This is a genomic window from Candidatus Symbiopectobacterium endolongispinus, from assembly GCF_018777385.1.
GTDB classification, from domain to species: domain Bacteria; phylum Pseudomonadota; class Gammaproteobacteria; order Enterobacterales; family Enterobacteriaceae; genus Symbiopectobacterium; species Symbiopectobacterium endolongispinus.
Genome location: NZ_JAFJYB010000004.1, coordinates 295,251 through 309,120, shown reverse-complemented (window position 1 = coordinate 309,120; position 13,870 = coordinate 295,251). Strand labels below are relative to the sequence as shown.

At 51.7% G+C, this 13,870-nt stretch carries 22 protein-coding genes and 1 pseudogene; 10 read left to right on the top strand and 13 right to left on the bottom strand.

From position 1 onward, the window contains the following. Positions 1 to 169: 169 nt before the first annotated feature. Together JZM30_RS16980 and JZM30_RS16975 are read left to right on the top strand one after the other, a co-directional pair. Positions 170 to 1,054 (top strand): LysR family transcriptional regulator, encoded by an 885-nt coding sequence (locus tag JZM30_RS16980; protein WP_252320119.1) that lies wholly within the window; start codon positions 170 to 172, stop codon positions 1,052 to 1,054. Positions 1,055 to 1,659: 605 nt separating this feature from the next. Then, entirely contained in the window at positions 1,660 to 2,007 is a 348-nt protein-coding gene (locus JZM30_RS16975; protein WP_252320118.1) for a hypothetical protein, read from the top strand. A gap of 126 nt (positions 2,008 to 2,133) precedes the next feature. Here JZM30_RS16975 and JZM30_RS16970 read toward each other — a convergent pair whose 3' ends face one another. Beyond that, entirely contained in the window at positions 2,134 to 2,331 is a 198-nt protein-coding gene (locus JZM30_RS16970; RefSeq protein ID WP_252320116.1) for a LysR substrate-binding domain-containing protein, read from the bottom strand. Continuing rightward, complete coding sequence (locus tag JZM30_RS16965; protein WP_252320114.1) at positions 2,328 to 3,020, bottom strand: LysR family transcriptional regulator; 693 nt, start codon at positions 3,018 to 3,020, stop codon at positions 2,328 to 2,330. Before JZM30_RS16965 ends, JZM30_RS16970 begins: the two co-directional genes overlap by 4 nt. Before the next feature lie 174 nt (positions 3,021 to 3,194). On the opposite strand from JZM30_RS16965, the gene JZM30_RS16960 reads away from it, so the two are divergent. The 6 genes from JZM30_RS16960 to JZM30_RS16940 are packed head-to-tail and all read left to right on the top strand — an operon-like array spanning position 3,195 to position 6,259. Then, entirely contained in the window at positions 3,195 to 3,584 is a 390-nt protein-coding gene (locus tag JZM30_RS16960) for a quinone oxidoreductase family protein (protein ID WP_252320112.1), read from the top strand. Between the two features lie 44 nt (positions 3,585 to 3,628). Next, positions 3,629 to 4,027, top strand: coding sequence for a zinc-binding dehydrogenase (locus JZM30_RS16955; protein ID WP_308167189.1), 399 nt, complete (start codon positions 3,629 to 3,631; stop codon positions 4,025 to 4,027). Next, entirely contained in the window at positions 4,027 to 4,161 is a 135-nt protein-coding gene (locus JZM30_RS23665) for a hypothetical protein (RefSeq protein ID WP_286673615.1), read from the top strand. Before JZM30_RS16955 ends, JZM30_RS23665 begins: the two co-directional genes overlap by 1 nt. Beyond that, positions 4,161 to 4,883 (top strand): MFS transporter, encoded by a 723-nt coding sequence (locus JZM30_RS16950; protein ID WP_252320108.1) that lies wholly within the window; start codon positions 4,161 to 4,163, stop codon positions 4,881 to 4,883. Before JZM30_RS23665 ends, JZM30_RS16950 begins: the two co-directional genes overlap by 1 nt. Positions 4,884 to 4,906: 23 nt before the next feature. Further along, positions 4,907 to 5,371 (top strand): MFS transporter, encoded by a 465-nt coding sequence (locus JZM30_RS16945; RefSeq protein WP_252320106.1) that lies wholly within the window; start codon positions 4,907 to 4,909, stop codon positions 5,369 to 5,371. Positions 5,372 to 5,383: 12 nt separating this feature from the next. Then, positions 5,384 to 6,259: an arginase family protein gene (locus JZM30_RS16940; RefSeq protein WP_252320104.1), complete on the top strand. Its 876-nt coding sequence runs from the start codon at positions 5,384 to 5,386 to the stop codon at positions 6,257 to 6,259. A gap of 29 nt (positions 6,260 to 6,288) precedes the next feature. Here the strand turns inward: JZM30_RS16940 and JZM30_RS16935 are convergent. From JZM30_RS16935 to JZM30_RS16925, 3 genes and pseudogenes are all read right to left on the bottom strand, one after another. Continuing rightward, positions 6,289 to 7,029, bottom strand: a pseudogene (locus JZM30_RS16935) (nitroreductase family protein). Positions 7,030 to 7,122: 93 nt separating this feature from the next. Continuing rightward, positions 7,123 to 7,293, bottom strand: coding sequence for a nuclear transport factor 2 family protein (locus tag JZM30_RS16930; RefSeq protein WP_252320102.1), 171 nt, complete (start codon positions 7,291 to 7,293; stop codon positions 7,123 to 7,125). Next, a complete protein-coding gene (locus JZM30_RS16925) occupies positions 7,294 to 7,494 on the bottom strand; it encodes a hypothetical protein (protein WP_252320100.1) in 201 nt (66 codons plus the stop codon). A 515-nt stretch (positions 7,495 to 8,009) separates the two neighbouring features. On the opposite strand from JZM30_RS16925, the gene JZM30_RS16920 reads away from it, so the two are divergent. Continuing rightward, positions 8,010 to 8,570: a nucleotidyltransferase family protein gene (locus JZM30_RS16920; RefSeq protein ID WP_252320598.1), complete on the top strand. Its 561-nt coding sequence runs from the start codon at positions 8,010 to 8,012 to the stop codon at positions 8,568 to 8,570. Between the two features lie 459 nt (positions 8,571 to 9,029). Here the strand turns inward: JZM30_RS16920 and JZM30_RS16915 are convergent, their stop codons facing one another. The 8 genes from JZM30_RS16915 to JZM30_RS16880 all read right to left on the bottom strand — a co-directional run bounded on the left by JZM30_RS16915 (position 9,030) and on the right by JZM30_RS16880 (position 13,302). Beyond that, complete coding sequence (locus JZM30_RS16915) at positions 9,030 to 9,350, bottom strand: ABC transporter ATP-binding protein (protein WP_368858843.1); 321 nt, start codon at positions 9,348 to 9,350, stop codon at positions 9,030 to 9,032. 143 nt (positions 9,351 to 9,493) lie between these two features. Further along, a complete protein-coding gene (locus tag JZM30_RS16910; RefSeq protein WP_252320096.1) occupies positions 9,494 to 9,739 on the bottom strand; it encodes an ATP-binding cassette domain-containing protein in 246 nt (81 codons plus the stop codon). 158 nt (positions 9,740 to 9,897) lie between these two features. Next, complete coding sequence (locus JZM30_RS16905) at positions 9,898 to 10,707, bottom strand: ABC transporter ATP-binding protein (RefSeq protein ID WP_252320094.1); 810 nt, start codon at positions 10,705 to 10,707, stop codon at positions 9,898 to 9,900. Next, on the bottom strand, positions 10,704 to 11,519 hold the full coding sequence (locus JZM30_RS16900) for an ABC transporter permease (RefSeq protein ID WP_252320092.1): 816 nt from the start codon (positions 11,517 to 11,519) through the stop codon (positions 10,704 to 10,706). Before JZM30_RS16900 ends, JZM30_RS16905 begins: the two co-directional genes overlap by 4 nt. Continuing rightward, entirely contained in the window at positions 11,519 to 12,217 is a 699-nt protein-coding gene (locus tag JZM30_RS16895; RefSeq protein ID WP_252320090.1) for an ABC transporter permease, read from the bottom strand. Before JZM30_RS16895 ends, JZM30_RS16900 begins: the two co-directional genes overlap by 1 nt. A gap of 110 nt (positions 12,218 to 12,327) precedes the next feature. Then, complete coding sequence (locus JZM30_RS16890; RefSeq protein ID WP_252320088.1) at positions 12,328 to 12,624, bottom strand: hypothetical protein; 297 nt, start codon at positions 12,622 to 12,624, stop codon at positions 12,328 to 12,330. A gap of 15 nt (positions 12,625 to 12,639) precedes the next feature. Next, positions 12,640 to 13,002, bottom strand: coding sequence for an ABC transporter substrate-binding protein (locus tag JZM30_RS16885; RefSeq protein WP_252320086.1), 363 nt, complete (start codon positions 13,000 to 13,002; stop codon positions 12,640 to 12,642). Positions 13,003 to 13,044: 42 nt separating this feature from the next. Continuing rightward, on the bottom strand, positions 13,045 to 13,302 hold the full coding sequence (locus tag JZM30_RS16880) for an ABC transporter substrate-binding protein (RefSeq protein WP_252320084.1): 258 nt from the start codon (positions 13,300 to 13,302) through the stop codon (positions 13,045 to 13,047). Between the two features lie 41 nt (positions 13,303 to 13,343). Here JZM30_RS16880 and JZM30_RS16875 point away from each other — a divergent pair, with 41 nt between their 5' ends. Beyond that, positions 13,344 to 13,832, top strand: coding sequence for a VOC family protein (locus tag JZM30_RS16875; protein ID WP_252320082.1), 489 nt, complete (start codon positions 13,344 to 13,346; stop codon positions 13,830 to 13,832). Positions 13,833 to 13,870 lie beyond the last annotated feature (38 nt).

Genomic DNA, 13,870 nt, shown 5'->3' with positions numbered 1-13,870 from the left:
ATGCCAGAAGTTAAGATCAGTGCACCTCATATAAGGTAGTCACTATCGCAATTGGCAAGCTTAATAGGTTGCATTATTAGTAACAATGCCATGATATGGCATATCACTATTGCTAAAATTGCACTCATGATTCAAGCTTTGATTTCTATGGCGTTTTGCGGGGGTGAATATGGACCTGAAAGGCCTGCGCTACTTTTTAAAAGCAGCTGAAACAGGCAGTTTTCTTGAAACTGCGCGGATTTTCAACACGCCAGCATCTTCGGTATCGCGGTATATATCTGCTCTCGAAAAGGATCTCGGCCATCAGTTGCTCTACCTAAGCACCCGAGCTATAAGGCTGACAGAGGAAGGGGCTCGCTTTAGGTTACAGTTTAATGAAGCGCTTGACCTACTCGACAGTGCCGTTGGTGAACTTGCCCTGAGGGATGAACAAATCCACGGCCAACTGAGTATTAATGCCACAGAAGCCCTGGGACGACTGCATGTTGCAGGCGTACTCAATAAACTACAGGAGCGATTTCCTGACCTGTCAGTTGAACTGACACTGACTGATACCTATATCGATCCGGTACGGGAAGGCGCGGATATCACGATTCGGGTGGGCCATCTGACAGATTCAGGACTTATTGGCAAAGTCATCGCAGCTCAACGCTATATTCTGGCCGCCAGTCCTTCTTATCTCGACAAATACGGTGTTCTCACCCGTCCCGCTGATTTGCAAAGGCATAACTGCCTTCTGTATCGAGGTGTCAGAGGAACACAAAAATGGTTCTTTCGGCGCAATTCGGATCAGGGGTTGAAGCAATATGATGTATCCGGTTCGCTGAGGAGCAACAACTCGGAAAGCCTGGTCTCCGCAGCTCTGGCCTCACGTGGTATTGTGCTTTTGCCAACCTGGATGTTTCTACCTGAGAGTTTTGCTGGGAATCAGCTTGTCAGCATAATGCCGGAATGGCAGATGTCAGCGACAGTTCAAGAATCTTTTATACAGATCCTCTCTCCAGAAAATAGGCTGAGGTCAAGGAAAGTCCGGGAGGTTTCCAATTTTTTGTGAAAGAATTTGGGACGCCACCCTACTGGGATCAGTGGTCCTGCTAAGTTGCATGGAGTGAAACAGGTATACTCACCGTGTGAGTCAGTAGCAGACTTGCATTACATATCATCAAAAGCCACGTGAGGAAAATCGTGGCCTCGCGATGACTCCATGCAGAGCGGGCATCATAATTTCCTCACCATAGATTAATATCAACGTCCGCTCCTGGGACTGACCGGCCCCCATTGATTAACACTCTAGAATTTAGGGTGGACTGAAAATTAGGGAATTGTCCCATATGACGAATTTGTACTTAACGTAGGGTGTTTTTGTTTTCAGAAAGAACACTAGATACATTGCAAAGGATGCTCACCGTGTCATCACGCCCTTCTCTATGCTCACTGGCTCTCCCCTTGTTAGCGGGTTGCCAGTTTATCCCTCATACTAATTACTTTACCGCACCTGTTAATGAGCCAAACCCCGCGTGGGTTCGTATCGTTAACTACACGCAACATGCGGGTATCTATCAATATGAAAAGGGCGTCCGCACTGGGGGCGTCATCCGGTCAGACCCCTTGCCCTTCATTAACACGCAGGACATGAGCATGCCCAAAGCCAGGTAAGATTTGACCTTCGATTACTACGAAACACGCGTCCAGCCTGATTTAGAAACCGAGGTGTCGATGATGTGGGGAGGCCCGCGAACGCTCTCTTGCTTCATCACAATCAAGTTCACCCCAAAAGCAGGACGCTATTACCAGTTTATGCTGAACAAAGGCTCAGACGATTTTTGTACCTCGGACGCTTCTTTCATCGAACGCGATAAAAATGGCACTACATGGCACCTCACGCCCAATCCTGAAGTGACTTACAAATCCAATGGGTCAACGGCGGAAAAGCGATTCAGTAATTCCAGATTCGAAGACCCTAACTACCACCCGGATCCTAATCTGTATCCCGGCACAGCACTGTAACGCCTCATGAGCGGTTTTTTACCTTAGTTTCAGGTAGTCAGGCATTGTACTGTCTGATGATTATATCGGCCGGCCAGCGAGCTGCCGTTATGTTGTATTCCGTCAACTGTGAGCGAAAAGCGGACGTTAACCAAATTTTCTCATCAACCAGTCAATAAAAACCCTTAGTCGCTCATTCTGATGTATGTTTTGCCGATATACGACATAAAACGGCAGCGCCGGTTGATGCCAGTTTTTCAAAACAGGCACCAGTCGACCCGAATCCAGATGGGGCTGAATAAACGCTCTGAGATGCTGCGCAATGCCCATCCCTGCCAGCATCATATTGATAACCACATCCCCATCGTTAGCAGAATACTGGCTTTCTGTAATTTCCAGCGTTTCACCTTGCCGGTTAAGGTTAATGGAACAATTCTTCCGGTTGTGGACGAGAAATAAATAATTTTTTTATGTGCATCGGCGACTTCCCGGGGGGTTCGTGGGATACCCATACTTTTGAAATAGTCTGCAGATACGCAGGTCACGTATTCGAGATCTGTAATTTTACGAGCAACCAGAGTCTGGTCCTGAATGGAGCCAGCCCTTATAGCACAGCCCACACCTTCTCCCACTATGTTGATGGTTCTGTCACTAATCCCCAGCGCCATCGTGATATCGGGGTACTCCTGATTAAACTCGGGCAGCGCCGGGATCAGGAGATTATGCGCAAACGAGACCTGAACATCGATTCGCAGGTGGCCCTGAGGTTTATCTTTCTTTCCCCTCACCGCTTGTTCAGCTTCATCGATGTCTGCAACAAGTTTTATCGCCCGCCGGTAATATTCCCATCCTTCTGCAGTCACGTTTACCGACCGTGTCGTTCGATGTATCAGATTCACACCAAGATGTTTTTCCAGATCGGTAATCAATTTACTGACTGTTGACCGCGGTAGCTCGAGCTGATCTGCCGCGCGACTGAACGATTTTGCCTCAACGGTGCGTACATAGACCCGCATAGCCAACACTTGATTCATCCGGCTACCTTAAACATCATCATCGTTCATTATCCATATTTGTGAATATAGATAACATTATTGTTCTCTTTTTCTTTCCAAACCAGTCCCTATCCTTAGAGCACCAATACTATTTTTCCAGACAGGTTTTTATAACCGTTACCTGTCTCTTTTCCTCCGGGTAAAGGTACTCCTATGAAAGCTATCATCACACGTACGACAGGCAGTGCTCCTGTTATGAACATCGAATCGCGGAATATACCGCAAAAAAGAGACGGCACGTCACTGGTCCGAATACATTGGGCGTCCATCAATCAGCTGTCGAATACGATCCGTACCGGGGCCTTTAGTGATACGCCTTTTCCGCTTGTTCTGGGGAATGAAGGCTCCGGAATTATTGAAGAGAGCGATATCTTTGCCAAAGGAACACGAGTTGCCGTGTATGGCGGTGGTCAGCTAGGGATAACAGAAGACGGTATGTTCCAGGAATGGGTTGTTGTGGATAACAGAAGAATCATGGCGCTGCCTGACTCAATTACCCTCGATGAGGGGGCTGCACTGACCGTTAACTATTTGACGGCCTAGCACGCACTGAACCGTATTGCAAAAATTCAGGCCGGGAGACTGTTCTGATATCTGGCTCCACAGGCTCTGTCGGCCACGCGCTGGTTCAGACTGCCCGGGCGGCGGGTGCCAGCGTTATCGCCCTGGTGTCCTCTGATGAAAAAGCCAGCCAGGCGCGAGAGGCTGGGCCCCATTTCGTTATTAACTGGCAACATGGAAATGTGGTGGAAGATGTCATGGCTTTAACCGAAGGAAAAGAGGCTGATGTGGCCTTTGACCCTGTTGGCGGACATCTTTTCTCGCTACTGCTTGCGTCTCTTCGTCGCATGGGGCAGCTGATATCAATTGGTTTTACCGGTGGCAAAGAAGTCTCCGTAAATCTGCTTGATATTATCGGCCGGGAGAAAATTGTGAAGGGTTATGCGCTTCACTCTGACACGCCAGAGCAGGACTTGAACAGCTGATGATGCTGGCTACGCAAGGATATTTGCGACCGGTAATAGACCGTACTTACGAAATGAATGAGCTGGAATCTGGCTACCAGAGATTGCTGTCGCGCCAGGCAACTTACTCCGTTATTCTGAATCTGGGGGCCTGATGTTTAAGGTTCAGTCAGAGCAATACAGTAGCGGAAAACCACGGAATAACTGGCCAGCGGTATTCTCTCTGGCCATTGGAGCATTTTCATCGGTTACCACTGAATTTATCCAGGTAGGCGTTTTGCCTGACGTTGCGCAGACCTTTAGTGTGACCTCCGGGCAGGCAGGATTAATGATGACCTTACCGGGAATACTTGGCGCTATTGCAGCACCAGGCGTGCTTATCGTTGCAGGAAAGACAGACAGAAAAAAGCTGTTGATTACATTGTTGGTGCTGCTGGTATCGGCCATGACTTCAGCACTTTCCTCATCCTGGTTAATCATGCTGGCCAGCAGAGCGCTGGCAGGTGTTAGTCTGGGGGCTTTTGGGGCCATGGGCCTGGCGGTCGCCGGTAATCTTGTTTCCATAGATAAGGCGTGGACTGCGATTGCTGCTGTATTCGGTGGAGTAACCGTCGCTATGATTATTGGCGTTCCGCTTGGCTCGCTTGTTGCGGAGTACTTTAGTTGGCGAGGAGCATTTGGCGCAGCAGCCCTCATGGCTGCAATATCTCTGATATTGCAAACGGTATTCCTGCCCGTGATTAAAACCAGTGACCCTATACGCATCAAGTCGTTACTGTCATTCACCAGACATCAGCGTGGGCGAAAAAGTCTGCTTCTTATTGCACTTATATATGGCACACATTTTGGTACCTATACCTACCTTGCCCCCTGCTGAAACAGGCAGGCATCGATTCACAGATGATATCCTGGGTATTACTGGACTTCGTGGTAACCGGTTTTGCGGCTAACTTCTTTGCTCCCCGTTTTGTGAATAAAAATCTACCTGTGATGCTGACTGTCGGGCTTGCCATGCTCGCGGGTGCATTGATTGCGATGTCATGGCTGGAGCATTCTACAGGGCTTATTCTCGGCGTGCTGATATGGGGGGCCGCCTGGGGGATTATTCCGCTTTGTCTGAATCTCAGCAATCGTGAAGCATCAGGTAATGAACTGGAAGCAGGCTCGGCCATATTCACATTTACCGCACAGGTTTCTATTGCCGCGGGCTCCGCCATTGGCGGAACGATTGTGGACCCGGCGGGACTGGCGGTGGATTTTTTAACCGGTGGAATAGTGGTTGTGCTGAGCGGGCTGATTCTGTGGGGCTGGAAAACCAACCCTCACAGACACGTCCGCAGACAACCCAATACTGAAAACATTTAAGGAGAGGTATCGATGAACAACCGCAGCGATTTGAGACTGATTTTCCCTTTGTGGCTGGGTGGCAACCTGCCTGCCTATAAATTTGGCGCTGAAATGCTCGCATGGCTGGCTCCGGAAGGAAAAGAACCCACGGTGACCGTCCCGGTTGCTGATACGGGGACAGTCTATGCAGTGGAAGACGGCATCCGTGGACGCAGCGAAGTGATGACTGAGCTTGATAAAGCGGCTGACATTATCCGGGAACATGCCCCCAATCGAATGACCGTCCTGGGCGGGGATTGCCTTGTAGATCTTGAACCCTTTGCGTGGCTCAGCAAGCGCTGGGGTGAAGGATTTGGCATTTTATGGATTGATACCCATCCAGATGTGATGACACCTGCGCAGTATGAGAATGCGCATGCCCACGTGCTTGGCGCACTTATGGGTAACGGTGATGAGGCGCTGACAAAACGCGTTTCACATCCGGTTCCTTCATCAAAAGTCTTTATTGCCGGTATTCATAGTCCGAACGAGTATGAAGCAGAGTTTCTGAGTGCTCATAACATTCAGACCAGCTCACCAGAGGACGTGCGGGCAAAAACATCTGCTATTCGCGAATGGATAGAAAAGGAAAAAATTACACACCTTGCTGTCCATTTTGATATGGATGTACTGGATTATCATAAATTCCGCGCCGTGATGTTTGCCCGTACAGACAAGGATGCCCCTTCATGGGATGGCGTTGCCAAGGGGAAACTGGGTATCGAGGATGTACTCTGGATCATCAGCGAAGCCGATGCTGCGGCGGATATCGTGGGGCTGGGAATTACCGAGCATCTCCCCTGGGATGCGATTAACCTGAAAAATATGCTGAACGCGCTTCCGTTACTGGGAGCGACTAAAGCGTAAAAAAAGCGGAGCTCAGGCTCCGCTTTTGCTTATTTATCCAGTTTAAAACCTTGCTTCAGCAGGCTCTGAAGAATATCCGGATAATAGATGCAATTGTAATAGTCACCCACCGTCCGGCTCCAGTTATCTCCGTCTTTAAGGCCAATCGCCTGCCAGTGAGCGGTAAGTTCAGCGTTATGTTGTTCAATCATTGCGCCCATTTTATCGCTACTGTACTTCTCTTCGTGGCGAAAGGAAGGATTCGGCAAACTAGGTTTAAGGTGCCCTGGTTTATCCACATAGCCCAGGGGTTAAACCGTTAATAGGAAATGTCATTTCAGGGAGTCCGAGCAGTTCGATGATCTCCTGCGGGTTTTTCCTGATACCACCAATAGGTACCACACCCAGGCCCTGCGCCCGGGCTGCCAGCATGGCAGATGCGAGTGCAATCCGACATCCTGAGTTCCGGAAACAATCCCTTCAATGCTGGTATGAGCCAGCTGCTTTTCACCGATAGCGTCCAGACCTTTGTGGGTTTTATTCAGGTCGAGCACAAAAGTCAGAAACACCGGGGCACGGGCAATCCAGGGCTGACCACCCGAAAGCTCTGTGATTCGGGCTTTCGTTACCGGATCGCGTGTCACGATCACTGAAACTTGCTGAGTGTGGACCGATGTGGGTGCACGCCATGCAGCGTTAATCACGTTATTCAGTACCTCTTCAGGGAGTTCTTTCTCCAGGTAGCTACGATCGCTTTTATGTGACAGCAGCAGCTTGATAGTTTCGTTCATATGGACTTTCTCCGGATACACGGTAAAACCATTCCCTGCAACAACGTTACAGGGAATGGTTTTATTGATGGTATAAGGCTGAGAGGGCTGCTGTTATTTCAGATTAAGTTCATAACCAATCTGGACAGCCAGTTTCAGCTCTTCACACATGAACCACATGTTTTCAATTTTGCTGTCGTCATTGAAGTGTGCGATACCCACTTCCTCCCATGTAATGGTATTGTTAGTAGCGGGGGCACCGACAAAAGTGCCTTTATGCTGCACTTAGTAGAACCATTTCATCATTACGGTGTTACCGTCACCGACCACGTGGTGCATAGTGACTTTCTGACCGCCAAGCGCTTCTGAAAGCGGTTTCCAGCCATTCCAGGAAGTTACCACGCTCAGGAATCGCGTCACTGAGAGCTTTATACAGGCTGGCAAAACCAGCGCGTTCGGTGACGGCTGTTTTAGAAACCAGCTCACGAATAACATCGAAACGACCGTTAGGCATGGCATCTTAAATCAGAAGACGGAAAGCGGCTTTATTACGTTCAACCTGAGAATCAGACATTTTAATCTCTCACTTTAAATATGGGTTATTCCATATCCTGCATAATCATTTACTGCTTAGCAGGGCGTGGCGCTGACTTGATGATGAGAGAATACTGTCTAACTTGATGTTGAAAAACCCTACAATGCCGATAACATTATTCATATTTATGTACAATAAGGTTCCGATAACTCCAAAAGTCACAATCGGCGTTGTGTTGTTCTATCGTCATAGCGTCACTAAGTGGTGCTGGGGGATTATATCTATCAGACATGGGTTTGTAATTGACTGGAAGTACGCTCCTGGCACAAAGCAGCCAGAACCTTCAAGCGGAAGGTCTAAGCAGACGTAAAGGTAACAATGAGGTAACGACATCCAGAATGCTGATACTATTTCTCCCCTCAGGCAGATACGAACATATACGACCATTTTTCTAAGAGGAAGAATGATTAAGTATCAGGAGGCATTGCAGCGATTATTATTAGACGATCCGGTAAGGATGCAGGCTCTGTACGCCACGCGGGCGTTAATACTGCATGATGGCTGGATCGGCGCTGGGTTTGTGCGGGATGCCATGTGGGATCACCTGCACAGATATGGGCAAAGGCCCATATCTGGAGATGTGGATGTTGTCTGGTTCGGCGCAGAATGCGCTAACCCAGCTCACTATAGCGACCTGGAAGAGAAACTTCGTCAACAAGCTCCTGAGTTCAACTGGTCGGTGAAGAATCAAGCCAGAATGCATCAACGTAACGGTAATGATCGCTACCACTCAACAGAGAATGCGCTGCTGTATTGGCCTGAGACCGCAACGGATATCGCAGCCAGGGTGGGAGATAACAATGTTATTGAGATTATCGCTCCCTACGGACTCGACGATCTGTTTGAACTACGCCTACGACCGACGCCGCCCTTTGAGCATGAAAAGTTAGATGTTTTTAGGCAACGTGTCTTTGCAAAACGGTGGATGGAGCGTTATCCCCTGTTGCAGTTGATCGTCCCCACATAATCAACATCCGTTGATTTGAAACTATCATTTTGCACGCCCATACCAATTTTGCGCTGTCACAGCGTCCTAAGCATACAGATGCCACAGCTGTTATGGCCCGTATTGCCAAGTCTGCGCAATAATAAAGGCGATCATGCTCCTGCCCATCCCCATGCCTTTAACGTCACTACTGAAATACAGCTTCTGCATTTCACACGTTCCTTCCTCACCGCCAAGCGGAGCGATTCCAGCCCCCCCCCGACAATGTTGCTGTTGGCCTAAGCAACCCAGTATCCGGTTCCAGGCTGGCTATAAACCTCACTTAACCGCTCTAGTTCGGGATCGTGGAGGCTAACGTCATCTAAATGATCTATTTTGTTTTCCAGAAAGCTGTTGCGGATGATCTCTGCTATAGCCGCATTGTCTCTGGCCTCAATAGGTCGGAACACCATCCCCGCTTCATGCTGGCGGCGGGCAGATTCACGCCGCCGACACTTGCCACTCACGCCCCGGAGTCGCTTCCAGCAGTTGCCGGGTGTAGGCGTGCTGCGGCTGCTGATACACCTGATAGGTCGGCCCCTGCTCCACAATCTTGCCGGATTTCATCACGATAATGCGATCGCACACTTGTGCCGCCACGCGCAGATCGTGGGTGATAAAAATTAACGACAAACCCAGGCGTTGCCGCAAATCTGTTAGCAGCGCCAGCACCTGCGCTTGCACAGAGACGTCTAATGCCGATACCGGCTCATCGGCCACCAGAATTTTCGGTTCCACCGCCAGTGCGCGCGCCAAACCAATGCGCTGACGCTGGCCGCCGGAGAATTCATGGGGTAACGGTGTATCGCGCCGGCATCCAATCCCACCAGCGCAAACAGTGCTTTGACCTTCTCCAGCGCCTGCGCGCGTGGTACACCGCGAATCAGCAGCCCTTTGGCGGCGATTTAACCCACCGTTTGGCGCGGGTTCAGCGAGGCAAACGGGTCCTGAAATACCATCTGAATATCCCGACTCTGTTCACGCAGCGCGCGAGATTTCAGTCGGGCCATATCGTGCCCATCAAAGTGAATTTCGCCGGAATCCGGCTGATATAACCGCACGATGCAGCGCGCCAGCGTCGATTTTCCGGAACCGCTTTCACCGAAAATACCCAACGTGCTGCCCTGCGGCAGCGTGGCTATAAACCTCACTTAACCGCTCTAGTTCGGGATCGTGGAGGCTAACGCCATCTAAATGATCTATTTTGTTTTCCAGAAAGCTGTTGCGGATGATCTCTGCTATAGCCGCATTGTCTCTGGCCTCAATAGGTCGGAACACCATCCCCGCTTCATGCTGGCGGCGGGCAGATTCACGCCGCCGACACTTGCCACTCACGCCCCGGAGTCGCTTCCAGCAGTTGCCGGGTGTAGGCGTGCTGCGGCTGCTGATACACCTGATAGGTCGGCCCCTGCTCCACAATCTTGCCGGATTTCATCACGATAATGCGATCGCACACTTGTGCCGCCACGCGCAGATCGTGGGTGATAAAAATTAACGACAAACCCAGGCGTTGCCGCAAATCTGTTAGCAGCGCCAGCACCTGCGCTTGCACAGAGACGTCTAATGCCGATACCGGCTCATCGGCCACCAGAATTTTCGGTTCCACCGCCAGTGCGCGCGCCAAACCAATGCGCTGACGCTGGCCGCCAGAAAGCTGGTGCGGATAGGCACGCACCGTGGCGGTCGGGTCAGGAATATGCACATCTTCCAGCAAGCGCAGTACGCGTGCGTCCACATCCTGCCTGGTCAGTTTGGGGCGATGGGTAAGAAACATTTCGGCAATTTGGTCGCCCACCCGGTGCAGCGGATTAAGTGCCGTCATCGGATCCTGAAAAATCATGCCAATGCGTGCACCGCGCCACTGCCGGAGTTCTTCTTGTGTCAGTTGCAGCAGGTCACGCCCTTCAAAGGTAATGCTGCCCTGCGTCGGTTGTACCCGCTCAGGCAGCAACCCCATAATGGCGCTGGCGGTCATGGATTTGCCAGATCCGCTCTCGCCCACCACGCACATAATTTCGTTATAGCGCAAATCAAGCGACAGGTCGCGTAACGCCCAGGGGCGGTCGGCATCCGGCGGCAACGCCACGCCGAGATGATTAATGGATAACAGTACGCTCATCGGTTTCTCAGCCTTGGATTCAATGCATCATTCAGCCCTTGTCCCACCAAGGAGACAGCGAGCACGGTCAATAAGATAGCTACGCCGGGAATGGCAGAAACGTACCACTCCTGTCGCAATACGCTGCGTCCGCCACCAATCAGGTTGCCCAGCGAGGGCACGTTGGGATCGGACAAGTTCAGGAACGCCAGCGCGCTTTCCAGGAGAATCGCCACGGCCATGATCACACTGGCGTACACCACAATCGGCGGCAGCGCGTTAGGTAAAATCTCCCGGAACACAATGGGCATGTCACGCATCCCCAGTGAGCGCACCGCCTGCACAAATTCGCGGTGGCGCAGCGACAGAAACTCGGCCCGTGTCAGCCGCGTCGCAGGCGGCCAGGAGACCACGCCAATCGCCAGAATCACCGTCGACAGCGTAGAACCAAACACCGCCACCAATACCAGCAGCAACAAGAAGTTGGGCAGGATCTGAAACGCTTCGGTCAGGCGCATCAGCATGTCGTCTACCACGCCGCCATAAAAGCCGGCCAACGCCCCCACCACAATGCCAATAGCGACCACACCAATGGTGAGTGACACACGCGCACCGTGGAAGATCTGCGCGGCAATATCGCGCCCGGTATGGTCCGTACCCAACAGGAAACGGGCGTTGTGCAACGGCCACTGCAACGGACGTCCCGCCAGGCACAGCGGATCGGCCGGGAAGAACCAGCCCGCAGAGAGCGCCATGCCGATCACCAGCACCAGCAAGATCAAGCCAAACAGCGCGCTCGGACTGCGCGCATAGCGTTTAAGAAAGTTCACCATCAGCCTTCACCTGCAATACGGGGGTCCAACCGGGCATACAGCAGGTACACCAGAAAATTGATTGCTATCACTAACAGCGCGGAGACAAACACAATGCCGAGCAGGGTGTTCAAGTCACGCTGCATCACCGATTCATAGGCCAATCGCCCCAACCCCGGCAGCGCGAACACACTCTCTACCACTACCGAGCCGCCCAGCATGGTGCCGGTTTGCAACCCAATCAGCGTCACCAGCGGCAACAACGCATTGCGCAGCACGTGGCGCACCACGATGCGCGTCTCCGGCACGCCATTGGCGCGCGCAGTGTGCACAAAATCCAGCGTCGACACTTCCAGCATTGATGCGCGCATAATGCGCAGATAGATCGCCAGAAAAACCAGTGCCAGCGTTAACGTCGGCAATATCAGATGGTAGGCGATGTCCAGCACTCTGGCCCAGCCCGTCAGCCCGCTGGCGATGGTTTCAAATCCGCCGGAAGGGAGCCAGTCGAGATAGATGGAAAACAGAAAGATGCCCATCAGCCCAAACCAGAATGATGGCGTGGCGTAGCAGAGCAGGCCCAACAGAGAGATCAGCGTATCCTGCCAGCGGTTAACTCGCCGTGCGGACACAATGCCCAACACCATCCCGATCGGAATAGCAAAGGCGAGCGACGTACCCATCAGTAGAAGTGTCACCGGCAGACGCTCAGCAATCACACTGGCGACCGCTCAGCAGTAACAGCCTCATCGGTGATTAACCCTCTAACCAGATGTCATGCCAACTGCTGGAAGGCCAGCGCGCCGTGTTCAATGCGTTCTTCACCTTCTTAATTGATGACGGTGAGGAACTGGCGCTCGGTAGCAAACCACACCGGGAATTGCTCGTTCACCTGCGCGACCAGTGTGGCATACAGCTCGCGGCGCTTCTGCGGATCCACTTCTGATGCAGCATCATCAATCAGCTTGTCGATAGCATCAGACTGCCAGCCATATTGGTTAGTCCAGGGAGCACCCGCCGGGCTGCCGGAGCGCAGCCACACGGTAGTGGACACCGCCGGATCGCCGCGATACTGGTGCCAACCGGTGGCGATATCAAAGTTGTGCTCTTTGTAGACCGCCGTCAATGCACCTGCGTAGTCTTAGTTGGCAATCTCCACTTTGATGCCCACTTCCGCCAGCGATTGCAGAATAAAAGTGGCAAACAGCGGCACGTCTTCACCGTTAACAATCCGCACCAGCTTCAGCGTAAATCGCGTACCGTTGGTCTGGCGGCGGTAGCCTGCTTCATCCAGCAAGGCTTCCGCTTTTTTACGATCGAACGGGTAGGGCTGCTTGCTGTTTGCCGGATAGAAGTTGGTGGCGGTAGACGGAATAATGCCGGTAGCTGGCTTGCCATGACCATATAGGAAGTTTTCGATAAAGAACGGTACATCGATGGCGTGAGCAATCGCGCGGCGCACGCGAATATCGGCAATCTCTTTGCGGCGGAAGTTAAATTCCACCGTGTTGTTGAAGATGTTGCCTTCAGAACCGCGCGGCGTGACCTAGAAATCCGGGTGGCGTTGCAGGCGATCCAGGTCGGCCAGTGAGAGCTGCGAATAGGCACTCAGTTGTACCTGTCCGGTTTCCAGCGCGGCGGTGGCGGCGGATTTATCGGTGATAATACGCCAGACAATACGTTCGATATAAGGCTGCCCTTCGCGCCAATAGTCCGAGTTGCGCGTGGCAACGATATATTGTCCGCGTTCGTGATGCACAGGAATTGGAACAGGCGCAAGATTTTCTGCTGTCTCATGATGCAAAACGCCTGCTGCCGGAACAGCAGGTGCTGTACCGCGTGTAATTGCGCAGCGACGATATTGATACTACCCATCAGGCGCTGTGTGAGCAGGGGTTAGCGCTGTCGCCGATTGTGGATGGCAAACGCCATGACAAGCAGGGTAATCTGATTGAGTGGCGTATCTTCACCATCAGCGGTGATTTCCATGGTGTGCCTTATCCCTTTGTCCTGCAATGGAAAACTAATGACGCCGCCCGTCTTGATTTCCTGCGTACTCACAACATCGACAGGCCGCACCCGGTGGGCCAGGCTCGCCTTCAGGCGGCGGTCTTCACGGTGCAGCATCCAGAGCAGGTGGCGCAACATTGGCAAAGATTATTCCAGTTCTCCGCCAGTGAACACACGCCAACCACCCTGTATATCGATGAACAGCAATTTATTTTCCAGCCGGGTGAGGAGAACCGCCTCACGGCATTGCAAATCGCCACGGATAATGACGCCGTTAAAGGAAAATCGGTGATTTTGGGCGGTGGCGAATATCAATTTGTTTAATATTCACGCATCCGATTAAAGAATTATCACATTAAAAG